This window comes from Mesorhizobium qingshengii (genome assembly GCF_900103325.1).
In the GTDB taxonomy this organism is placed as follows: Bacteria; Pseudomonadota; Alphaproteobacteria; order Rhizobiales; family Rhizobiaceae; genus Mesorhizobium; species Mesorhizobium qingshengii.
On sequence record NZ_FMXM01000026.1, the window covers coordinates 55,935 to 77,376 of the forward strand.

A 21,442-nucleotide genomic window follows, 5' to 3' on the forward strand; every position below is an offset into this window, starting at 1 on the left:
AGGCGAGACTGTTCAATTGTAACTTTGATACGCTGACGAGCCCGGCCGGGTAAGCGGCGACCTCCAGGAGCTCCCATCATGAAAATTTCGTCCGGATTTCGTTCAATCGCGGTTGCCGCCATCGCCACCGCCGGCATCGGCTTTGCCAGTGCCGCGCATGCCGACAGCGGCACGATCCGCTTCGCCGTCTACAAGGCGGCCTTCTTCGTCGGCGGCTCCGGCGGAAAAGGCACCTTCACATTCCATGGCAAGAGCTACCCGATCTCGATCGGCGCCGTGTCCGGAGGCCTGGCTTTCGGTGTTTCCAAGACATACTTCCGCGGCACCGTGCGCCACATCCGCCGCGCCCGCGACGTGACCGGGGTCTACGGAGCGGCCGGCGGCGGCGGCACGATCGGCAAGGGAGCCCAGGTGATCATCATGACCAACGACAAGGGCGCCCAACTCGAACTCACGGGCAAGCAGGTCGGTCTGCAGGTCAACGCAGACCTCAGCGGCATGGCGATCTCGTTCGACTAAGGCCGTCATTCCACACGGACGATATTCAAGGGGCGGTGCCGGCTTCGAGCCGACACCGCCCCTTCGTTCAGCTCCTCAAGCCCGGCGCTTCCTGGCCGGTCCGCTCGACATATTCCGTATAGCCGCCGCCATAGGTGTGGATGCCTTCGGGCGTCAGCTCCAGCACGCGGTTCGACAGCGCGGCCAGAAAATGTCGGTCGTGCGAGACGAACAGCATGGTGCCTTCATATTGCGACAGCGCCTCGATCAGCATCTGCTTGGTGGCGATGTCGAGGTGGTTGGTCGGCTCGTCCAGCACCAGCAAATTGGGCGGGTCGAACAGCATCAGCGCCATCACCAGCCGCGCCTTTTCGCCGCCTGAAAGCACGCGGCACTTCTTCTCGATCTCGTCCCCGGAAAAGCCGAAGCACCCGGCAAGGGCCCGCAGCGGCGCCTGGCCGGCCTGCGGAAACGCGTCCTCCAGCGTCTGGAACACGGTGCGCTCGCCTTCCAGCAGTTCCATGGCGTGCTGGGCGAAATAACCCATCTTGACGCTCGGACCCCGCGCCACCGTGCCATTGTCGGGTTCGGAAGCGCCGGCCACCAGCTTCAGCAGCGTCGACTTGCCGGCGCCGTTGACGCCCATGATGCACCAGCGCTCGCGGCGGCGGACCTGGAAGTCGAGCCCCTCATAGATGCTGCGGCTGCCATAGGCCTTGTGCACATTCTTCAATGTGACGACATCCTCGCCGCAGCGCGGCGCCGGCTGGAATTCGAAATTCACGATCTGGCGCCGCTTAGGCGGCTCGACGCGGTCGATCTTGTCGAGCTTCTTCACCCGGCTCTGCACCTGGGCGGCGTGCGAGGCGCGCGCCTTGAAGCGCTCGATGAAGGCGATCTCCTTGGCCAGCATCGCCTGCTGGCGCTCGAACTGCGCCTGCTGCTGCTTGTCGGCGATCGCCCGCTGCTGCTGGTAGAATTCGTAGTTGCCGGAATAGGCGGTCAGCGAACCGGCGTCGATCTCGACCACCTTGTTGACGATGCGGTTCATGAACTCGCGGTCGTGCGAGGTCATCAAGAGCGCGCCGTCATAGCCCTTCAGGAAGGATTCCAGCCAGATCAGGCTTTCCAGATCGAGATGGTTGGACGGCTCGTCGAGCAGCATGACATCAGGGCGCATGAGTAGGATGCGCGCCAGCGCCACGCGCATCTTCCAGCCGCCGGACAGTTTGCCGACATCGCCGTCCATCATCTCCTGGCTGAAGCCGAGGCCATCGAGCACCTCGCGCGCGCGGCCGTCCAGCGCATAACCGTCGAGCTCCTCGAAGCGGTGCTGCGCCTCGCCGTATTTCTCGATGATCTCGTCCATCTGGTCGGCCTGGTCGGGATCGGCCATGGCCGCCTCGAGTGCCGCCATCTCGGCCGCGACTTCACTGACCGGTCCGGCGCCGTTCATCACTTCGGCCACAGCGCTATGGCCCTCCATGTCGCCGACATCCTGGCTGAAATAGCCGATGGTGACGCCGCGATCGACCTGCACCTGGCCCTCGTCTGGCTGCTCCTGGCCGGTGATCATGCGAAACAGCGTCGTCTTGCCGGCGCCGTTGGGCCCGACGAGGCCGACCTTCTCGCCCTTCTGCAGCGCCGCCGACGCCTCGATGAAGACAAGCTGACGGCCGTTCTGCTTGCTGATGCTTTCAAGTCTGATCATGCGGTTTCCGGGGAATTGGAACTTGGGAGGATTTTCCCCGGGGCCATACGCGATGGCGAGCGCCAGAGGAAGAGGCACAAGCGCCGCAGCGGGCGCTACCCTCTTCCTTCTCCCCTTGTGGGAGAAGGTGTCGCCGAAGGCGACGGATGAGGGGTGCTCCAGCTTGGCACCGACGGCGATCCTTCGCACACCCCTCTGCCCTGCCGGGCATCTCCCCCACGAGGGGGGAGATTGGCAGCTTCACCCCCAGACACATTCCGGAAACAAGATTCAACAGTCCGGAAAAACTGGCGAAAAAATCGCCTGTCATAACCATCCCCGCGGCGGCCGAAGCGGGTCGCCACACAACGCCAAAGGGATGGTCCCGAAAAATGCAACGACGTTCGACCGGATGGATGGGTGCCCTGACAGGCATTTCGCTCGCCATGCTTGCGGTCGCGCAGTCGGGTGCGGAAGCGGCGGTTACCCGTAGCGAATATTGCAGCCGGCTCAGTCTTCAACTCGACGAGGCCATCGAAACCAAAGCCGACCCCGGTGCCAATGCGACAGAGATCGCCGAGGCAACGGCACTCCAGAACAAGGCGAACCGGTTTTGTGCCCAGCGCAAGCAGGCACAAGGCATCCGGACCTTGGCCAACGCCTTGAAACTTCTCGGCGTGACACCGGTCGATCTGAACCAGTGACAGCAACCCTTGAAGGAAAGCCTATCATGAATAAGCCCCTCCTCTCCGCGCTCGGCCTGGCCATTGCCCTCGGCCTCGCCATGCCGGTTATCGGCGCCAGCACGGCCAATGCGGCCGCGACCACCACGGCGGTGTCGAGCGCTGCGCCGGCGGCGTCCGCTGCCGTCAGCAAACCGGCCCACGTCAAGAAGCAACGCAAGCATATCAAGAAGCACCGCAAGCATGTGAAGAAGCACGTCCACAGGCACATGGGCAAGAAGCACACCCACAAGAAGCACGGCTACAAGCACGCCAAGGCGGCTTGATCGTCTCTCTTTCTGACTTCCTCCCGGGAGAAGGCCGCCGCTCGGCAACGAGGGCGGCTTTTTCTTGCGCGCCGCATCGCGGACCCCCTCGTCGGGCTCCTTCTCGCCCGGATACGGCAGCGCGATGGCACCCAGCGGCAGCGGGTCAACTCGACTCCTGGCGCTGCCGCCGCTAACAGTCGCTGCCGATTGACGCGAAGCGGGACAACAGCCTGGGATGCTCGACCTTGATCTGCTGGCGCTGGGCGGGCTGCTGCTGACGCCCGGGCCAACCAACATCCTTCTGGCTTTTTCGGCCGTTTCGTCCGGGGCACGGCGCACGGTGCCGATGCTGGCCGCGGTCGTGCTTGCCTACATGGCGATCATCCTGGCGGTTGCGGCACTTGCCGCCCTGATCCCGGCGGGCAACCAGGTCGGATTGCGGACCGGCGTAAGAATCTGTGCGGTGGTGTGGCTGCTCTGGCTCGCCTACGGCGTCTGGACCACGAAGGACGACGGCGTCGAGGTTCGGCTGGTCACGGTGAGGCAGGTCTTCGTCACCACGCTGATCAATCCCAAGGCGATGATCGTCGCGCTGCTGGTCCAGAGCGAAGGCATGACAGCCCAGTTTCTGGCCACCATCGCCGCGCTGGTCGCTCTTGCCGGAGCGGCCTGGATCGTCGTTGGTCTGGTGGTCCGCCGCAGCGGTTCAACCCTGCTCAGCCAGCGGTCACTGCGCCGAGCCAGCGCCATCTGCCTTGCCGGCTTCGGCATCATCCTCGCCGGCAGCAGCCTGTAGCGCCGCCTTGGACCGGCGCCGGATGCTCGATGCCCGGCGCAGGAATCGGGTGGCGAGTGGCGAGGCCGCATGCGAACGCTATCCCCACCACGGCGGAAGGACGGGCCATGCTCACGCTCCATGATTATTTGCCATCGCAGAATGGCTGGAAGGTCCGGGTCCTGCTCGGGCTGCTCGACATCCCGTACGACAGTCGCATCGTCTCGATCTTCGAGGGCGAAAGCCATACTGATGCCTTCCTTGAACTCAATCCGGCCGGTGCGGTCCCCGTGCTTCAGCTCGAAGACGGGAGCGCCATCGCCGAATCCAATGCGATCCTCACCTACCTCGCTGAAGGGACGCCCTTTTTGCCGGCGGACCGCTATCGGCGCGCAAAGGTCATGCAGTGGCTGTTCTTCGAACAATACAATGTCGAGCCGGTCATCGGCTCGCTGCGCTTTTGGACGCTGACCGGACGGCTCGAGCGCAACCAGGGCATGGTTGCGGGCAAGCGCGAATCCGGCGCCCGCACACTCGCCGCCCTGGATCGCAGCCTCGGCGATGCGCCGTTTCTCATCGGCAACGACTTCACGATCGCCGATATCGCCGTCTATGCCTACAGCCATCGCGCCGAGGATTGCGGCTTCCGTCTCTCGGACTACCCGGCATTCGTTGCGTGGGCTGGCCGCGTGCGCGACGCCATCGGTCCCGGTTACCCGGTGCACCCATACAGCATCGATCCGCACTCGGGCGCCTGAAAGGCCCTATTTCTTGCCCTGCGGATGGATCGTCTCGCCGCGCTTCAGCATCGCGACGAAGGTCTCGATCTTCTTCTTGCGGCCGGCCTCGGTTTTCATGTTGTGGGTGCGGAAGGCGAGCGCGAAGCGGTTCTGCGCGCTGAGTTTTTCGAGCATCTCCTTTGCCGCCGGCTCGGCGTCGATCGCCGCTTGCAGATCATCGGGGATCTTCATCTCCTTGCCGCTGCGATAGGCGCGCGCCCAGCGCCCGTCCGCCTTGGCCGCCTCGACCTCTCGCAGCCCATGCTCGGTCATGCGGCCCTCCGCGACCAGCCGCGCGACATTGTCGATGTTGATCTGGCTCCAGATGCTCTTTTTGCCGCGCGGCGTGTAGCGCTGCAGGAAACTCTTGTCGTCGAGCCCCTTGCGCACCGCATCGATCCAGCCGAAGCACAGCACGACATCGATGGCTTCCCTGGGCGTGATCGACTTCAGCCCCGACCCCACCTTGTGCACCTTGATCCACACTTCGGTTTCGGTGGCGTGGTGTTTGCCGAGCCAGGCATGGAAGCTGGCAGGGTCCGGGAATTCCCTGATCTTGTCCGGGTCGACCTTGACGGGCGCCATCAGCCGGCCTGCCCGTTCAGTGCTGTTGCCGCTCGGATCACGTTGTCTCCTGCTTTCTCTGTCGCTTCCGCCGCCAGAATCGCGGCCATCATCATCGGCCGGCATCTTGGCATGGGTCCCTGTCAGTTTGCGTCAGCAAACTTGTCGGCGCGTACGGCGTTCCTTCGCGCCCCCCTCTGTCCTGCCGGACAGAGGGGGGCGCTCAAGCGCAACTTGGCCAAGCTTCCATCCCGCACGGTACCGCCATCGGCATCTCCGATAACACCATCGGTTTCTTCCGTTTCCGCTTGCTGCACCGTCCTGCCAATCCCTGCCTTGTCCATCCAAACAGAGGCAGAGCGGATATGAACATCTCGAACCAGAAAATCCTGATCGTTGGCGGCGGCTCCGGCATGGGTCTGGCGCTGGCCAGGCGCTGCGTGGAGGCCGGTGCAAAGACCATCATCGCCGGACGCGGCGAGGACAGGCTGCAACAGGCGCGCGAGGCGCTTGGCAATCCCGCTGGCCTGGAGGTAACCGCTATCGACATCACCCGCGAGGACGAGGTCGCAGCACTTTTCGCGCGGATCGGCGGGCTCGACCACATCGTCAGCACCGCCGCCGACATCGACGGCGCCTACCAGTTGCTGCCGGCGCTTGAACTCAAGGCGGCGCAACGCGTGGTCGAGAGCAAGCTCTACGGCCCGCTGCTTCTCGCCAAGCACGGCGCGCCACGGCTTGCGGCAAACGGCTCGATGACCTTCGTCTCCGGCATCGCCGCCTACCGGCCGGCCGCGCGCGGGTCGGTGGTCGCCGCCGTCAATGCGGCGCTCGAAGGGCTGGTGCGGGCGCTGGCAGTGGAGCTGGCGCCGATCCGCGTCAACGCCGTCTCGCCCGGCTGGGTCGACACCACGATCTGGGCGCAGGTTGCCGGCGACAGGAAAGACGAGACGCTTGGTGCGATGGCCGAGCGGCTGCCGGTCGGCCGGATCGGCCAACCCGATGATATCGCCGACGCCATCTTCTTCCTGATCGGCAACGGGTTCACGACGGGAACGACCCTGCATGTCGAAGGCGGGCATCGCCTGGTTTAGGCGGCGACGGCTTTCCGTCAGGAGTTGTTTGGAAACAAGGCTTTGGAACGACTGGTCGATTCAAGTCCTGAACTCGCCTCGGAGCGTGAAGGCACCGGCGCCAGCGTCTCGCGCACGGCGGCGAGCAATTGCCTGAGCGCCGGCGGCTGAACGCGCCGGCGCCGCCAGATCATCGTCAGCGGCGCCGTCTGTGCCTGGCCGGGCCACGGCAGTTCGACGATGTCGCCCCGCGCGAGCGCGTCGGTGACGGCAAGGCGTGGAACGAGGCCCAGCCCCGCGCCGGCGGCCACCAGCCGCGCGATAGTGCCGATGCTGCCGACTTCGGCGGCAAGTTCTGGCGCGGCAACACCCGCCTCGGCAAAGGCGGTGTCGAACATGTGCCGGTAGATGCATCCGGGCTCGGTCGCCACGAAGCGCAGTGTGGCAAGCGCGGCAAGGCCGCCTGGCACGGTGCCCTGCCCCGCGGCCGCGACCAGTACCAGCGGTTCGGCCACGATCGTGCGCCTGGCGAGGCGTTCATCGGACACGCCCTTCGCAAAGCCGCGACGGTCGAAGCAGAACGCGACATCGACGTCGCCGTCCTCGAGCTGGCGCAGCAGCGTACCGCTGTCGGTCACTTTCATCCGGACAGGGATGTCGGGATGGCTGGCCTGGAACCCTGGCAGCCAGGGCGCCAGCCGAGCCGAGGCGATCGTCTCCAGCGCGCCGATGGTCAGCACTCCCATCGTCTGCCCGGCCGCCGCCTGCACGGCAGCGCGCGCCTCGCCATCCAGCCGCAGCAGGTCTTCGGCGATAGGCTTCAGCGCCCGACCCGCCGGCGTCAGCTCCAACCCCGTTTTCGCGCGGGTGAACAGCGCCGCGCCAAGCTCGGCCTCGAGCACCTGGATCTGATCGCTGACGCTTGACTGGGCAAGGTGCACCGCCTCGGCGGCGCGAGTGATGTTGCGGCTTCGCGCCACCGCCAGAAAGGTCTTGAGCAGTCTTGGATGCATCGTCGGGTCGACGCACCTACTGCAGCTGCGGCTTTTTCAGGAAACTGCCGCGGTCGGCCGACTTGACGCGCAGCCAGGTTTCGCGGCCGTCGCGCACCACCCGCATCGGGATCTCGGCGCCGGCCGAGCCGCTCTCCCACAGTTTGCGATAGAAATCGGCGAGCCCATCGACCGCGCCGTCGCGGACCTCGGAAATGACGTCGCCCTGGCGCAGACCGGCCTTGGCCGCCGGGCCGCCCTCGGTCACGCTCATCACCACCACCCTGCCATCGCTTTCGGCCGAGAGGGCGCCGAGCCACGGGCGCGGCGGCTTGGCCACCTGGCCGCGCGTCAGGAGATCGTCGAGGATGGGCGGCAACAGATCGATCGGCACGACCATGTTTATATCGGCCACTTCGCCGTTGCGGCTCATCTGCAAGCGCAGCGAACCGATGCCGAGCAGCGAACCATCGGCGCCGAACAGCCCGGCACCGCCCCAGGATGGGTGCGCCGGTGCTATGAAGATCGCCTCGTCGAGCAGATACTCCCAGTAGCCGGCGAATTCCTGCTTGGTGACGATCCTGGACTGGACCGAGCGGCCGACACCGTCGGCAAGCACGACGGCGTCGCCGACCTTGGCCTTGCCGGCATCGCCCAGCGCCACCGCCGGCAAACCGAGCGGCGCCAGCGCCTGCACCAGGCCGAAGCCCGATTCCTGGTCGTAGGCCAGCGCGTGAGCGGGGATGACGCGGCCGTCCTGGCTGGTCAGCCAGACTTCCTCCGCTTCGGTGATGAGATAGCCGATGGTCAGTACCAGCCCGTCGTCACGAATGACGACGCCGCTGCCTTCCCTGAGCGTGCCGAGCGCTCCGGCCGTGAACGCATCATCGGGAACGGTGGCCCGCACGGCCACGACCGAGCGCGGATTGGGAGTGATGGTCATGCTGTCATTCCTGGTACGTGGTATTCTTATAGGTATGCCACGCCGGAGATGGTGCAAGGGGTGGCAGTTATCCCTTCTCCCCCTGTGGGGCCCGAAGGACGGGCGAGGCGCGTGACTCGCCCAAGGCGGTGGATCGGCGCGGTAGCGCCGAGACGGACGAGGAGTGTTGGACGGACTGAGGCTGGTGTCCTCTGGAACACCCCTCATCCGTCGCCTTCGGCGACACCTTCTCCCCCCTGGGGGAGAAGGGAAAGCGGCGCCCGGTAAACAATAGTTCAACACAAGTTGAACTTTCTCGTTTGCAGCCCTAGCTGTAGATGGACCGCCCTTCCTTTCCACAAGCCCCCAAGACACGAGGCCCCAGATGACTGACTACACCCCGCCGAAAGTATGGACCTGGAACAAGGCGAATGGCGGCGCCTTCGCTAGCATCAACCGGCCAATCGCCGGGCCGACGCATGAGAAGGAACTGCCTATCGGCAAGCACCCGCTGCAGCTTTATTCGCTGGCGACGCCGAACGGCGTCAAGGTCACGGTCATGCTCGAGGAACTGCTGGCGCGCGGCCACAAGGGCGCCGAATACGATGCCTGGCTGATCAGGATCAACGATGGCGACCAGTTCGGCAGCGGCTTCGTCGAGGTCAACCCAAACTCCAAGATCCCCGCTCTGATGGACCGCAGCGGCAAGACGCCGATCCGCGTCTTCGAATCCGGCTCGATCCTTGTTTATCTCGCCGAAAAGTTCGGCGAGTTCCTGCCAACCGAACAGCCGGCCCGCGCCGAAGTCCTGTCCTGGCTGTTCTGGCAGATGGGCTCGGCGCCGTATCTCGGCGGCGGCTTCGGCCATTTCTACGCCTATGCGCCGGAAAAGTTCGAATATGCCATCGACCGCTTCTCGATGGAGGTGAAGCGCCAGATGGACGTGCTCGACCGTCGCCTCGCCGAAACCGAATATCTCGGGGGCAAGGACTACACCATCGCCGATATGGCGGTGTGGCCCTGGTATGGCGGGCTGGCGCTCGGCCGCATGTACAATGATGCCGGCGAGTTCCTGTCCGTGCAGGACTACAAGCACGTGCAGCGCTGGGCGCGAGCGATCGACGCTCGCCCGGCAGTCAAGCGCGGCCGCATGGTCAACCGCGCCTTTGGCGAACCGGCCCTGCAACTGCACGAGCGCCACGACGCCAGCGACTTCGACACGAACACGCAGGACAAGCTGGCGGCCGAGTGAGCTGAGCCGAAAACGCGCCAACCTCCCTCCTCCCATGCAGGGCAATCGCATATAGGAGGCCGGGGGGCTTTCGCTCTGCGATCTACCCCCACCCCTACCTCTCCCCACAAGAGGGAGGGAGACTTCCGTCGGTGCTGACATCGACAGATTGCAGACGTTTTGACGCCGAGGAAGCCCGCGCGGCAGCATTCCCTCCCCCTTGTGGGGAGGTTTTGGGGTAGGGGTCTATCTTCGTAAGAATCCATATGCGATCGCTCCTCCCCCGTGGGGGCGGTTGGCCGCTTCAGCCCACCCGTTCCTTGTCGACGGCCGACATCCACAGCTGGTCGATGTCGGCAAGGAATGTCTCGTCGATCTCGTCGAGATGGTTCCAGTACATGCCGTCCTCGTAGAAATAGCCGAGGTCCTTCTCGATCTCCTCGGCCTTTTCGGCCTGGTCGAGCCGGATGGTGCCGAGGATTTCCGCCCTCATTTCGGCAATCCGCGCCAGCGAAAGGCCGCCGAGCGCGTCGAAGGACAGCCTGGGAAAAACCAGCCGGCTGCGCGGCAGGTCGGACAGATTGATGCACAGGCAGCCATGCTGCAGCCCCTGCACAAGCAGGCGCGCCGACTTGGCCTCGAGGTTGCGCAAGGTAACGTCGTCGCGCAAGGGATCGGGACGGCCGATGCCATAGAAATGCGTCTTGCCCGGCCGATCGTAGATCATGTCGCAGCCCAGGAATGCCAGCACGTCGGGCTTCTGGCTGTGAATGGTCCAATAGGCGGCGGTCAGCGCCATCGTTGCGCCGGCATAGACGAAGCCACCGAAGGCGTTCTGCGCCGGAACATACTGCGTGGCGCTGAATATTTGAGCCTGCCGTAAACTTGCGTCGTGGGGCAGCCGGTCCGACGGGAAATCGCCGGCATGGACGAGGAAATCCCAGTCGGGGCGCACGCGCCAAGCATTGTTGATGGCGACGATCCGGCTGAAGGCCTGCTTCGGCCAGGGCTCGCAACGCACCGCGTCGGGCGCGCTGCCAAGCAGGAGCATGATGCGGGGCGCGTCGTCGCGAACACTCATCTCGACAGGCTGGATGGTCATCGAAGGGCTTTCAGGTCTTCCGCCGAAAAGGCCGGCCGCGAAAGCCGGCGCACGAATGTCCCGCACGGCCGCACCCTGCACCCTGGCATTCCGGTTTTCCAGCCCAAAGCATGAGGTCGATCGCGCGGCGATCGATGCGCCCGCCCCGGCCGCCAAGCGCGGCGGCACGGTTCCAACCGTGCCTTCGGCGACCCGGTCATCCAGATGCGTCAGGGGCCACGACGCCGACGACTGCGAAGCGACGATGCTGGCGGCCGCCGCCGAATAGACCACGGAAAGGCTGGCCCTAAAACGAAAGCCCGCCACCGACGCGAAGTCGTGACGGGCTTTTCCCAAGGCAAGCCTGGCATGGAAGCGGGGAACTTCCCGCCCCCGCGTCAAGCCATCAATCAGTTCAGGACTTCGACGATCTGATGGGTCTCGGGATCCACCAGGACAGTCTGGTCGTTGATGACGGCGACGCGGTACTTGACGTTGGGCACCTCGCGCAATTCAACCGTGTCCGGTACCGGCGAGCCGAGCTTGAGCTCCACGCCCAAAAGGTTCACCGACGCCAGCGGCTGCTTCTTGACGTATTCGCGAACGACCGTCTCCTGCTCCGGCTGGACGACAACGACGTCTTGCGCCACCGCTGCGCCAATGCCGCTCATCAGAAGGATCGCGGCCGCTGCACTCGAAAGATAATGTTTCATGATAATCTCCATAAGGGCTATCTGAAAAACCGCCCTGCATGAAAACTCGATCACAGCTCGGAGGTTCCATTTCGAATTGTGGAATAAATGTGTTGTTTAATCGAGCGTGGGACGATCCCTGTTGTTCTCGCCTTTGCGCGCAAGCGGAATATATGCTCTCAATTTCACGGATAAATATTCGCGATCCATCAACATAACTTGAGAAGATCACAAGGATTATCGCCTTGAAAGGGTGCCTCGGCACCAGCCGTTCAAAGCGAGGTCGATCTGTTCATTGCCTTGGAAGCAGCCAACGTGGCGCGCGCAATGTCGTTCCAGACAGCTTTTCCCGGAGTACGAAAAAGGCCCGCCCCGCCGGGAGCAGGGCGAGCCTTCAACGGCGCCCGGTGGAGGTGGCAGCCTCGCCGGTCGCGATCGAAAAACGCAAGGGTCGCGGCTTGGTTCCACCATCGCTGGCGCCAGTCTGCGCCTACATGAAATGCGGTCTGGTCCGCATGCAACCATGTGATCTCGATGACGTTGTGGCAAAAATCTCCCAGCAAGGATGACGATCAGATGGCTCCTCGACCCCCAGTGACCAGGCATCCCTTCACGCTGATGTTTGTCGTGATCGCGCTGATGGCGCCGTTTGCCGGCCTTGCCTGGCGCGCGCGCGAGTGGATGGGCTGGTAGGATCGCGCTTGCAGGCATGAGCGCCGCTCACCAGCGCACTCGATGGTCTCCGATGACAAGCCTTTGATCGCGAGGCCCGGCGGCTGTGGTGGTGGCTGCTAATTCACCGTCGAGGCGTTGCCATGTCTACCCGTCTGACGCGCCAGGAAACGCTGCCAAGGCCGGCTCGACGAAACGTGAGCGACGGCTGGAAATTGCCGGCCCTTTCCCACAAGATGCGCGGGCATCGGGGAAGGGCTTGAGATGTGCAACCTCTACAACCTCACCACCAGCCAGGAGGCGATCCGCCAGTGGACGCGCGCGCTGCGCGACATCCTGGGCAACCTCGAACCCTCGGTCGATATCTATCCCAACCAACCCGGCCCGGTCGCGCGCAACGCACCGGACGGGCAGCGCGAACTGGCCAACCTTCTGTGGGGCATGCCGACGCCGATCGAGCGGGTGAAGGGCAAGGCCGACTATGGCACCACCAACATCCGCAACCCGCAATATGGCCACTGGCAGCAATATGTCGGCATCGAGAACCGCTGCTTGGTGCCGGTGACCAGCTTCGCCGAGCCCTCGCCGACACCCGGTGACAAGGACCCCGAGACCGGTATCCAGCGCAATGTCTGGTTCGCCTTGAACAAGGATAAGCCGCTGTTCTTCTTCGCTGGCCTGTGGACGCGCTGGCAAGGCGTGCGCAAGGTCAAGGACGGCCCGGGCGACTTCGAGCTCTACGGCTTCCTGACCACGAAGCCCAACGCGCTGATCGCGCCGATCCACGAAAAGGCCATGCCGGTCATCCTGACCACGCCGGAGGAAACCGAGACCTGGCTGACCGCGCCGTGGTCGCAGGCAAGGCACCTGCAGCGCACCGCGCCCGACGACGCGCTGGTGATTGTCGACAAGCCCGCCACGCAGATCAAGTTCCCGCCGCAGGCTCCGCCGCCACCCGTGCAGGGTTCGCTGTTTTAACCCCTCGCCTTCTGCAGCACCCAGATATAGCCCTTCGGCGGATGATCCTGGTCGATGAACTGGGTCTTCACCGTCGCATCCTTGCGGCTGCAGCGCTTGCAGCGGAAGCGGATGGCTTCCAGCGGTTTGTTCCAGCCCACCACCTTGGCCACGTCATTGGCCCGGAAGCGGCCGACATGCCAGCAATGGCCGCACTCGACGACAAGCAGCATGTTGGCCTTGGCGGCCCGACCGACGCTGTCCATTGGTCCGGCCATGGCTCATTTCCGGGTGGAATAATCCTCGGGCAGCGGCAGCAGGCCGAGCCACGCCGTGCGGAAATCGGGCTCCTTTTCCGCGACTATTCCCATCACCGCATGCAGCTTGTCGGTCAGCCCCGACAGGTGCCAGAACAGCTCGCCATTGGCCTTTAGGTTCAACTGCGCCGCAAGCACCGTGGTGCGCAGGCGCAGCGCATCCCGCAGGATCGCCTCCGCATCGCTTGCAAACAATCTGTCATAGCGGCTCTTCCGTCTGCCCATCGCGGCTCTCCTCGGCTTGCGAGCAACCGCCCCACCTCCTGACAAATAGGAACGCATTCCTCGCCAAGTCAATTCGCGCTTGACAGTTTTGTTCCGTTTTTGTTCACTATCCCTACTAGGACACCAGGAGGTGCCGAAATGGCCCACATCGCAACGCTGGACAGCCGCCAGGAAGCCGCCCTTCAGGCCGTCGCCGACAAATTCATCGCCCAGCACAAGGGCGACGCGGTGAAGGCGCTGAAGGAGATGATCGTGCTGAACGGGCATCTGCAGGAAAGGCTGGATGCGGCGGAGGGTGGACGGAGAGCCGGAGGGCGCGGACTGGCCGGCGAAATGTGAGGCCGTGGACCACCGTCATGCCAACGGGCTAGCCGCAGTAACGGCGTGCTGTCGGTCATTTCGGAATTTGTAGCTGGACCTTGCCGACGACACCATTTTCCGAGCCGCGATTGTTGGTGAAGACGCTTCGCCGGCTATGTTTTTGCCCGGTCGTCGCCCTCGATACAGAACATCATTATATCAGTTTTGACTAAAATAATGGAACGTCCAATGCACATTGCCGGAACCGAACAGGGCCCTCGGACCTTTGCGGCCGGCACCTAAGACCTTGGTCCTATACGAAACCGCAATGGCCCGATGGGACTGGATTGGAGCCGGCCAAGGGAACATTCGGCCACGCTTGCCGTTTGATGCGAGGTCTCCGGCACCGCCGGATCCGTGTGGGAGGAAAGCGCGATGCCCTATCGATCCACCATCGTCAAGACAGGCCACGGCCCGGGCACGGCGATCGCCGTGCTGATGGTGGGATTGATGGCGGTGGGCATCGTGTTCCTTGTTCTGGGCGGCTCGCTCTACCTGAACGAGCAGCCATCGGATCAACGAGCGCTGTCTTCCCCACCCGCCCGATCGTTTCAGGCGGCCGACCGCAGGGCGGCGAACTGAACATGGGCGGCGGAACATTTAGCCCTCTTTCGAATTAACATGAGCAAATGCTAATAACGGAGGATATCCACTGTGAAAAACTTCATTCTCTCGGCCCTTGTCGCCATCTCCGTCGTGTCCCCCGTGATCGTGGCCCCGGCGCAGGCCGCCAGCCTCGTCATCACGACCGACAATGGCAATATGGGCCGGCACCACTGGCGCGACAATCGCTGGCGCGATCATCACTGGCGCAAGCATCACAACCGCCATTGCTTCGTGAAGGTGAGGAAGCATTGGCGCCACCATCACTGGGTCATCGAGAAGGTGCGCGTCTGCGAACTGCGCCGCTACTGAGCGATGCCGAAACCGCCGCCGCCCAGGGCCCATCGCAGAATTCGTCCGAACGCAACAACCCTGGCAACGGCCGCCGTCTGGAGCGCGGCGGTCGTCATGCTGGTGCTGATGGTGGCGGGAGCGGCCGGCTTCTGAGAGCCAAGGCCCGACGGCCTTTATCCCCAGGAGAGGTTTGAAGCCGCCTTGCATTAAACATTAGAGATTGCGAATATAAAAACAGCCGGCGACCGCCAGAAGCCGGCTGGGCCCGGCGTGCCGCCCTTTGCACCTGGCCGCCGGGCCATTTTTCCTTTGCCGTTCGCCCTCGCGCCGGCGATGCGGCGGATGTCAACGCGCCGCCATCCCGGGCACGCCTCGTGGGACCGACGCGGCTTGCATATTTTCGGCCCGCCTATTCCGCTTTCGCGGAAGTTTCTTTCGGCGGGCGATGTGCGATGCTGTTGTTGCGGCGAGGAGCCGCCCTGGTCGACGCGGGCGCCGAGCTCACCCCAACAATGCGCCCCCCCGTCCGTGTCGACCACGGCAGGAGCGCTTGGCGCTATCATCCTGCCCCCTGGCTTCAGCCGCCGACCAGCGCCTTCGTCGTCACCAGATCGACGCCGCCCTCCGCGAAGCTGGCATTGTGGCGCGTGATGATCTGCGGCGCGCTCTCGCTGGCGCTGTCCAGCGTGCTATGGGCATCCGAAACCACGGTCACGCCGAGCCCTCTGGCCAGCGCCCCCTTGACGGTCGCCGCCACGCAAAAATCGGTCTGCGCGCCGACGAGCACGACCGCGCCGGCGCCTTGCCCGGCCACCCAGTCGGCAAAAGCGGGATTGCTGAAGGCATCGCGCACGGATTTGGCAAAGGTCGGCTCACCCTCGGCCTGGCCAAGCGCGGGCCACACCGGCCAGCCCGGTTCGCCCGGCGCCAGCGGGTCGCCCGCCGGTCCGTCATGCCTGATGAAAGCGACCTTGCGCCCACCGCGCCGCGCCCAGTCGATCACCGCCCGCGTGCGCTCGACGATACCCGGCGCATCATGGATCGGCGGCTCGTGCACGCCGTCGAACATGCCGGTCTGGAGATCGATGACGACAAGCGGCGCGATGGCGGAAGGTGTGTTTGCGGACATGACTGCGAAGATAGCGTTGGGGGTTGGTGGGTCAAGGATGCGCCCGCCGACCCAGGCTTTCGATCCATATTCGCACCAAAATAAAGAGATAGAGTGGTCGCGCTTCCGTGAAACGATGGACCGCCTCAGGCGTTTCGGGGGTCCGGTTTGCACTCCGCGACCGCCTTTGTGGCGTTGATCAGCCGGTTGCGCACTTCGGATGGCTGCCTCAGGTTCTCCCAGTAGGCGCCGGCGCCTTTCATCTCGTGACCAGCGCCGCCGCCGATCATGCCGTCCGCCCTGACAAGCATCGTCACGACCTTGATACCGCAGGCGAGGTTTCGGTCAGGATCGGTGATGTCGACCTCCGACTTGAAACCGCATCTGTATCTCCCCTCGTCGGCCAACGAGAGCTGCAGCAGCCCGATGGAGTACTGGTCCTGGTCCGCTTCCCAAAAGGCAGCCGCGCTGTTGTTGACGGATTCCGCGCCGGCCAGGTTGGCAATCAACGTGCGCCAGAAAACCGCGCGCCCTTGCCTGCCTTGCAGCATATAGCCCGGACAAAAGATGCCGACGTCGGATGGTTCGAGGGCGGTCAACGGCTGATCGGCATCGATCAGCGCCGTCACCTTGCGGGTGACGGTCTTGTTGTCGAATTGCTTTTCCAGCGCGCCTTGCGCATGGAGGCATTTCCTGGCGAATGCCTGTGCCTGGGCCTGGGTCGTATGGCCTCGGGCATGCCATTGCGCGGTGCAGGATTGCCGGGCCTCGGCCGGAGGAGCCGTGGGCACGGCGCTTTCAATGATGCGCGGATTCGCGCAGCCCTCGATCAGGCACGCCAGGGCGCCAAACACCCCAATCGCCTGCAGCAGCCTCGAACGCAATCGAGCACTCAGCGAAGCCGACCCATACACAACAAAACCCCTCCCGAGCATTACTCACACAGCTTGCTCAGCCTTGTCGACCCAACTTGGCAGACTAGTGCCGCTCTGTCATCCGATACTACCGCTCATGACGCAGGCATTGCTCATCCCGGCGCCCCGGCAAACAGCACCACGCCGTCGCCGCCGGTGGTCGGCCAGTCGCGGATGGTGCGGTCGTAGCCGCCGGTCAGCACCGTGCCGTCGGCGGCGAAGGCCACCGCGTAGATCGGGCCGGTCTGGCTGTCGAACATGGCGATCTGGTTGCCGGTTTCCATGTCCCACAGCCGTGCGGTGCCGTCGAGCGAGCCTGACAGCAGGCGCCTGCCGTCGGCCGACAGCGCCAGCGTGTAGACCGTGCCCTCGTGGCCCTCGAAGCGCTTCACCTCGCGGCCGCTGTCGAGATCCCAGACCTTGATCGTCAGGTCGCCGCTGCCGGTGATCAGATGATGCCCGTCGGCGGTGAACACGGCGCCATAGGTGCCCTGCTCGTGGCCGTGCCAGCTGCGCAATTGCTTGCCGCTCTCGATATCCCAGAGTTTCAGCGTGCCGTCGATGCTGCCCGAGACCGCGCGGCTGCCGTCGGGCGAGACGGCCACCGCGCTGATCGACCAGTCATGCCCGGTCAGGACATGCAGCACGGCGTTGTTGACGAGGTCCCAGACGATGACGTTGCCGGTATCGTGTCCGCTGACGGCGCGCTTGCCGTCCGGCGTGATGGCGAGCTTGTTGACGCCACCATTGCCGCCGGACTGGAAGACATGCAGCACCGCGCCGTCGGAAAGCTGGCGCAACACGATCTCGCCATCGTCACCCCCCGTCAGCGCGCGCAGGCCGTCGGGCATGTAGAGCGCGGTGCGCGCCATGTCCTTGTGGACGCCGAGGTTGCGGATCAGATGCTTGCCGCCGATGTCCCACAGCTTGATCACATGGTCGGTGCTGGCGCTGAGGATCGAGCGCCCGTCGGGCGCCACCGATAGCCAGACGACGGCGTCACGATGGCCGTCGGGCAGTGTCGGAGCAGCGGGCGGCGGTGGCGGCAAGGGCGCCACGGTGGGCGGCGGAATGACCGCGACGTCGGGAGGTGTTGGGGCAGCTGGCGGCGTCGGGACGACGGGCACCGGTTCCGCCGCCGGGTTGGCGGCCTCCGGCGGCGGAGCGGGCGGTGCAGCAGGCGCGGGTGGCGACGCTGGCTCGGCAACTGGCGGCGGGTTTGGTGGCGGGGCTATCGGCTCCGGTGCCGGTGGCGCGCTGGCGACATCCTGCCCCTTGGGCTCACTGCCCTTCGGTTCAGGGGTTTTTGGTTCGTTGGCCTTGGGTTGGCTTGGCGAGGCCACCTCGCCGCCCGGGCCCTGCACCCGCCACAGGACCTGATCGGCCAGCAGCGTCAGCACGGCAATCACCGGCAGAACAAGGAAGGCGCGCCGCAAGCCCGGACGGCCCTTGGGATCGATCTCGGCGTTGCGGCCAAAGAGTGGCGTCCCGGTGGGGCGGCTGGGCCGGCCGGGCAGCAGCCCGGCCCAGAACAACAAGGCGCCAAGCAGGCAGAGCGCGCCCACCGCCAGGAACACCACCGGCAACAGCGTGGCCGGACCATGCAGCATACGGACCATCCCGCTCCAGGCGAAATCCCTGCCGCCCAGGAGCAGGTAGGCGCGAACCAGGCAAGCCAGGGCGGCCGCCAGCAGGGGAAGCGCAAACAGCCGCTCAGCCAACCTGTCCATCGCGCCCCCTCGCTGCCGCCTGCACCGCCCGCTCGGCTCATCACGAGCCCTGCCCCGCCGCACGGTTCAGGACCCGAGATTACCAGCACCAGGCAGCCAGCGCAAAATTACATCCGCGCCGAACCCACACCCTGTCGTGCGGCAGGTGCGCAAGCATGGAGAAATTGTGCCAGATCAATGAAGCATCCCGCGACCGTGGCTAGGGTCAGGCAGGTTGGAGGTTCCCTGATGCTGCCGTTCACCAGTGACCAGTTTCTTGCCAATCTGGTTGCCTACAATGAAGCGATCTGGCCAATGCAACCGGTGGCGTTTGCTTGCGGCGCCCTCGCCGTGGTCCTGCTTCTCTGGCGGCCACGAATGGCGGATCGCCTGGTCGCGGTCATCCTGGCGGTCATGTGGCTGTGGACCGGCATCGTATATCACTGGCTCTATTTCACCGAGATCAACAAGGCCGCGTTGATCTTTGGAGCCATGTTCGTCACCCAGGGAGCCTTGCTGGTCTATTGCGGCGTCTTCAGGAGACAGCTGCGTTTCGGCCGGGATTTCGGGCTTGCCGTGAGTGTGGGGATCGCCTTTGTCGCCTACGCGACCATCCTTTATCCTCTTCTCGGCATCTGGATGGGTCACCCCTATCCGGAAATGCCCGCGTTCGGTGTCACCCCCTGTCCGGTGACGATCTTCACTTTCGGATTCTTGCTCCTCGCCAAGCCACCCCTGCCTTGGTGGCTGCTTGTGATCCCGTTCATCTGGTCGTTGATTGGAGGAAGTGCTGCATTCCTTCTGGGTGTGCCGCAGGACTGGCTGCTGCTCGCCAGCGGCATCATTGCGGTTCCGTTGATAGCCCTCAGCCACAGCCATCCGTCGGGCGCGAAGATCACCGGCTAGCGATGCAGAGGTTTGCCTTCACCCGGTTTCACCAAGACCGGTGCATGGCCACAGGACCTGATCGGCCAGCAACGTCAGCACGGCAATCGCACAGCGCGGCGCGGTGAGCGCAAAACGCCATGCAGCCGCCCTCCGGTTGACAGCCAGCGAGGGTCTGACATGATGCTGGGTCACTACACCGGGGGATTCACGGCATGAAGAAAATCTACGAGCGGCCCGCTCTGGTCAAGAAGGGCAATCTGAAGGCGATCACGGCCGCGACCAACGGCCCGGTTGTGACTTCGAACCCAACACCGCAATAGGTCATCCCGTCAGCACCAAGTCGTCCAGCGCCATTTGCCAATAGTGTTTCGTCGAAAGGCGGACACGGGTCACGGCCTTGAGCATCGGAGCGTAATGCAGGGGCGTGAGCGCCGACAGCGCGACTTGGTCGCTGGCAACCAGCCGCTCGCCCAGCCAGCTTTCGACCAGCGCCGTCTCCCCTTCGGACTTCAGCCACGCGGCACTCAGCAGCACCGAGTGGAAACCGAACGGCGTCTCGCTCCAGAACTCGGCCGGATAGCCGCTGCTGGTATAAGCCACGTGGTCTCCCGAAACATTGCCGTTGACATAGCCTTCGCCACCCTTGGTGTGGTCCTGCGCCATGGCATTCAGGTTGCGCCATTCGAGCCCGGCATGGCCGGACGGAATCTTCCGGAACCCACGCCGGGTGATGTCATCGAAGCCGATCGTCCGCAGCGGCGCCTCGCTCGACAAGGTCTGCGGCGACAGTAGCCCGAGATCGGTCGGGTAAGGCGACAGCGCCAGCCGCCGGTCAAATCCCCCGCCGGCGATCACCACCATGTCGGCCTCGTCGGCGAGGTCGAAACGGAACGTCGAGCCCTGCGCCAGCACCCGGCTCTCCAGCACCAGCCCGTTCGCCATCACCGACAGCGTCGCGGTGTCGCCTGCCGCCATCCTGCCGGCCAGGCTGCGCCCCGGCGTCAGGCCGACCGGCTTCGGCAGATCCGGTGACACCAGCCCGGTGGGCGAGCCCGGCGCCAGCCGGAACTGCATCGACTGGGCCTCGTTCGCACTGGGCGAGCGCCAGCCCGGCGGCACCGAAACCGCAAACCGGTAGGTGCCGGGCGCACGGATCACGGCCTTGCCTGAAGACGTCGACATGGCAAAATTGGCAAAGCCGCCAATGTTGGTCTTCGATGACGCAACGAAGGCGCCTTTCTCGTCAAACAGCCGCACCATGATACCGGCCATCGGCCGGTCGCCCACTCCGTATTTTCCGTCGCGATCGACATCGAAATAGACGAAGGACGAGTAGTTGACGGTGCCGTCGCTGCGTTCCCAGTCGGTACGCACGGCATAGTCGTTGGCCGGATCCGCCCGGCGACGGGCGCGGCGACGGACACGCGCCTTCCGCAACAACCAGAGGACGCCAGCCGCCACGGCAGCGATCACGGCGGCCGCGAGCAGGATTCCGACAAGGCCGAGATCATGCATGGGGCTTCAACCGCGGTCGTTCACCTCTATCGAAAATGCAAAGTGTCAGAACCGCACCTCCCATGACAATTTTCGTCACCAGTCTGGCGCGAAACATCAGTTGCACCGGTCGCATCGAAAGTTCCCCTTGGGCTGATCTTACGCGGGGTCCGTGAAGAGTCGAGTAGCGCAACAAGCGCGCCTGTCCGGCCGGACGCGCCAACCTCACGCAGAGGCGATCATCGCTAATTTAGAAAATCCGGAACCATCGCCGGATTTTGACGTTTGGGCCACGCGATCGAGTGAGAGGCAAAGTGTGAATCCAGTTCCGAAGACACCTATTTCCAAGGCCCCGGCCCCCCTGCCCGCCAACGATAACCAGACACCTGCGAACCAGGATATTTCAGACTTCTTGCGAGAGCTCATCCCGCAGGACGACGCCGCTGCCGACGCGCTTTGCCGGCGTGGCGAGCGTATGGCCACCGCTCTCGTCGTCGTCATGGCCACCTGTCTGGTCGGTTTTCCCCTGTTCTTCGCCGGCTTGATATATGCCGGCGTTGGCGTCGTTCCCTAGGCGCAGACAGGCGTCCGCGGAATCGCCGGCGCTCGCTGG

General features: G+C 64.5%; 27 protein-coding genes. 15 read left to right on the plus strand and 12 right to left on the minus strand.

The features are described from left to right. Window positions 1–78: 78 nt before the first annotated feature. The gene (locus BLS48_RS29655) at window positions 79–519 is read left to right on the plus strand and encodes a hypothetical protein (RefSeq protein WP_091585510.1); all 441 of its coding nucleotides are present in this window, start codon (window positions 79–81) and stop codon (window positions 517–519) included. Window positions 520–586: 67 nt separating this feature from the next. On the opposite strand, the gene BLS48_RS29660 is transcribed toward BLS48_RS29655, so the two are convergent. Further along, complete coding sequence (locus BLS48_RS29660; RefSeq protein WP_091585512.1) at window positions 587–2,209, minus strand: ABC-F family ATP-binding cassette domain-containing protein; 1,623 nt, start codon at window positions 2,207–2,209, stop codon at window positions 587–589. 371 nt (window positions 2,210–2,580) lie between these two features. Here BLS48_RS29660 and BLS48_RS29665 point away from each other — a divergent pair, with 371 nt between their 5' ends. From BLS48_RS29665 to BLS48_RS29680, 4 genes are all read left to right on the plus strand, one after another. After that, window positions 2,581–2,892, plus strand: a complete 312-nt coding sequence (locus BLS48_RS29665; RefSeq protein ID WP_167365291.1) for a hypothetical protein — start codon at window positions 2,581–2,583, stop codon at window positions 2,890–2,892. Between the two features lie 26 nt (window positions 2,893–2,918). After that, window positions 2,919–3,197: an aminotransferase class I/II-fold pyridoxal phosphate-dependent enzyme gene (locus tag BLS48_RS29670; RefSeq protein WP_091585514.1), complete on the plus strand. Its 279-nt coding sequence runs from the start codon at window positions 2,919–2,921 to the stop codon at window positions 3,195–3,197. A gap of 217 nt (window positions 3,198–3,414) precedes the next feature. After that, window positions 3,415–3,975, plus strand: a complete 561-nt coding sequence (locus BLS48_RS29675) for a LysE family translocator (protein ID WP_091585515.1) — start codon at window positions 3,415–3,417, stop codon at window positions 3,973–3,975. Window positions 3,976–4,082: 107 nt separating this feature from the next. Then, on the plus strand, window positions 4,083–4,712 hold the full coding sequence (locus BLS48_RS29680; RefSeq protein WP_091585524.1) for a glutathione S-transferase family protein: 630 nt from the start codon (window positions 4,083–4,085) through the stop codon (window positions 4,710–4,712). 6 nt (window positions 4,713–4,718) lie between these two features. On the opposite strand, the gene BLS48_RS29685 is transcribed toward BLS48_RS29680, so the two are convergent. After that, complete coding sequence (locus BLS48_RS29685) at window positions 4,719–5,318, minus strand: YdeI/OmpD-associated family protein (RefSeq protein ID WP_091585587.1); 600 nt, start codon at window positions 5,316–5,318, stop codon at window positions 4,719–4,721. Window positions 5,319–5,662: 344 nt separating this feature from the next. Between BLS48_RS29685 and BLS48_RS29695 the strand changes: the two genes are divergently transcribed. After that, window positions 5,663–6,391: an SDR family oxidoreductase gene (locus BLS48_RS29695; protein WP_091585528.1), complete on the plus strand. Its 729-nt coding sequence runs from the start codon at window positions 5,663–5,665 to the stop codon at window positions 6,389–6,391. Between the two features lie 17 nt (window positions 6,392–6,408). Here the strand turns inward: BLS48_RS29695 and BLS48_RS29700 are convergent, their stop codons facing one another. Beyond that, on the minus strand, window positions 6,409–7,383 hold the full coding sequence (locus BLS48_RS29700; RefSeq protein WP_091585530.1) for a LysR family transcriptional regulator: 975 nt from the start codon (window positions 7,381–7,383) through the stop codon (window positions 6,409–6,411). Window positions 7,384–7,399: 16 nt separating this feature from the next. Beyond that, on the minus strand, window positions 7,400–8,305 hold the full coding sequence (locus BLS48_RS29705; RefSeq protein ID WP_091585532.1) for a S1C family serine protease: 906 nt from the start codon (window positions 8,303–8,305) through the stop codon (window positions 7,400–7,402). Window positions 8,306–8,669: 364 nt separating this feature from the next. Between BLS48_RS29705 and yghU the strand changes: the two genes are divergently transcribed. Further along, window positions 8,670–9,536 (plus strand): glutathione-dependent disulfide-bond oxidoreductase, encoded by an 867-nt coding sequence (gene yghU / locus BLS48_RS29710; RefSeq protein ID WP_091585534.1) that lies wholly within the window; start codon window positions 8,670–8,672, stop codon window positions 9,534–9,536. A gap of 283 nt (window positions 9,537–9,819) precedes the next feature. Here the strand turns inward: yghU and BLS48_RS29715 are convergent, their stop codons facing one another. Beyond that, entirely contained in the window at window positions 9,820–10,617 is a 798-nt protein-coding gene (locus BLS48_RS29715; protein WP_244529959.1) for a hypothetical protein, read from the minus strand. Between the two features lie 55 nt (window positions 10,618–10,672). On the opposite strand from BLS48_RS29715, the gene BLS48_RS35275 reads away from it, so the two are divergent. Continuing rightward, the gene (locus BLS48_RS35275; RefSeq protein WP_143019541.1) at window positions 10,673–10,885 is read left to right on the plus strand and encodes a hypothetical protein; all 213 of its coding nucleotides are present in this window, start codon (window positions 10,673–10,675) and stop codon (window positions 10,883–10,885) included. A gap of 121 nt (window positions 10,886–11,006) precedes the next feature. Here the strand turns inward: BLS48_RS35275 and BLS48_RS29720 are convergent, their stop codons facing one another. Continuing rightward, window positions 11,007–11,309 (minus strand): DUF1236 domain-containing protein, encoded by a 303-nt coding sequence (locus BLS48_RS29720; protein ID WP_091585591.1) that lies wholly within the window; start codon window positions 11,307–11,309, stop codon window positions 11,007–11,009. Between the two features lie 915 nt (window positions 11,310–12,224). On the opposite strand from BLS48_RS29720, the gene BLS48_RS29725 reads away from it, so the two are divergent. Next, complete coding sequence (locus tag BLS48_RS29725) at window positions 12,225–12,938, plus strand: SOS response-associated peptidase (protein ID WP_091585536.1); 714 nt, start codon at window positions 12,225–12,227, stop codon at window positions 12,936–12,938. Here the strand turns inward: BLS48_RS29725 and BLS48_RS29730 are convergent. Together BLS48_RS29730 and BLS48_RS29735 are read right to left on the minus strand one after the other, a co-directional pair. Next, window positions 12,935–13,195, minus strand: coding sequence for a hypothetical protein (locus BLS48_RS29730; RefSeq protein WP_143019542.1), 261 nt, complete (start codon window positions 13,193–13,195; stop codon window positions 12,935–12,937). The two genes, BLS48_RS29725 and BLS48_RS29730, sit on opposite strands and share 4 nt — an antisense overlap. A 3-nt stretch (window positions 13,196–13,198) precedes the next feature. After that, window positions 13,199–13,459: a hypothetical protein gene (locus tag BLS48_RS29735; RefSeq protein WP_143019543.1), complete on the minus strand. Its 261-nt coding sequence runs from the start codon at window positions 13,457–13,459 to the stop codon at window positions 13,199–13,201. Window positions 13,460–13,597: 138 nt separating this feature from the next. Here BLS48_RS29735 and BLS48_RS29740 point away from each other — a divergent pair, with 138 nt between their 5' ends. The 3 genes from BLS48_RS29740 (at window position 13,598) to BLS48_RS29750 (ending at window position 14,734) form a co-directional block, all read left to right on the plus strand. Continuing rightward, window positions 13,598–13,798, plus strand: a complete 201-nt coding sequence (locus tag BLS48_RS29740; protein ID WP_091585542.1) for a hypothetical protein — start codon at window positions 13,598–13,600, stop codon at window positions 13,796–13,798. Between the two features lie 396 nt (window positions 13,799–14,194). Further along, a complete protein-coding gene (locus tag BLS48_RS29745) occupies window positions 14,195–14,401 on the plus strand; it encodes a hypothetical protein (protein ID WP_091585544.1) in 207 nt (68 codons plus the stop codon). 72 nt (window positions 14,402–14,473) lie between these two features. Continuing rightward, the gene (locus BLS48_RS29750; RefSeq protein ID WP_091585546.1) at window positions 14,474–14,734 is read left to right on the plus strand and encodes a hypothetical protein; all 261 of its coding nucleotides are present in this window, start codon (window positions 14,474–14,476) and stop codon (window positions 14,732–14,734) included. Between the two features lie 559 nt (window positions 14,735–15,293). Here BLS48_RS29750 and BLS48_RS29755 read toward each other — a convergent pair. The 3 genes from BLS48_RS29755 to BLS48_RS35825 all read right to left on the minus strand — a co-directional run bounded on the left by BLS48_RS29755 (window position 15,294) and on the right by BLS48_RS35825 (window position 18,468). Next, window positions 15,294–15,845: an isochorismatase family protein gene (locus BLS48_RS29755; RefSeq protein ID WP_091585548.1), complete on the minus strand. Its 552-nt coding sequence runs from the start codon at window positions 15,843–15,845 to the stop codon at window positions 15,294–15,296. Between the two features lie 125 nt (window positions 15,846–15,970). Beyond that, window positions 15,971–16,708 (minus strand): hypothetical protein, encoded by a 738-nt coding sequence (locus BLS48_RS29760; protein ID WP_091585550.1) that lies wholly within the window; start codon window positions 16,706–16,708, stop codon window positions 15,971–15,973. Window positions 16,709–16,851: 143 nt separating this feature from the next. Next, window positions 16,852–18,468 (minus strand): WD40 repeat domain-containing protein, encoded by a 1,617-nt coding sequence (locus BLS48_RS35825; RefSeq protein WP_167365292.1) that lies wholly within the window; start codon window positions 18,466–18,468, stop codon window positions 16,852–16,854. A gap of 228 nt (window positions 18,469–18,696) precedes the next feature. Between BLS48_RS35825 and BLS48_RS29775 the strand changes: the two genes are divergently transcribed. Beyond that, complete coding sequence (locus tag BLS48_RS29775) at window positions 18,697–19,353, plus strand: DUF6064 family protein (protein ID WP_091585593.1); 657 nt, start codon at window positions 18,697–18,699, stop codon at window positions 19,351–19,353. Window positions 19,354–19,547: 194 nt separating this feature from the next. Continuing rightward, window positions 19,548–19,655 (plus strand): putative RiPP precursor, encoded by a 108-nt coding sequence (locus BLS48_RS36005; RefSeq protein WP_208604691.1) that lies wholly within the window; start codon window positions 19,548–19,550, stop codon window positions 19,653–19,655. A gap of 1 nt (window position 19,656) precedes the next feature. Here BLS48_RS36005 and BLS48_RS29780 read toward each other — a convergent pair whose 3' ends face one another. Continuing rightward, window positions 19,657–20,850: a hypothetical protein gene (locus BLS48_RS29780; RefSeq protein ID WP_091585552.1), complete on the minus strand. Its 1,194-nt coding sequence runs from the start codon at window positions 20,848–20,850 to the stop codon at window positions 19,657–19,659. A gap of 391 nt (window positions 20,851–21,241) precedes the next feature. On the opposite strand from BLS48_RS29780, the gene BLS48_RS35830 reads away from it, so the two are divergent. Next, window positions 21,242–21,403, plus strand: a complete 162-nt coding sequence (locus tag BLS48_RS35830) for a hypothetical protein (RefSeq protein ID WP_167365293.1) — start codon at window positions 21,242–21,244, stop codon at window positions 21,401–21,403. Window positions 21,404–21,442: the final 39 nt, after the last annotated feature.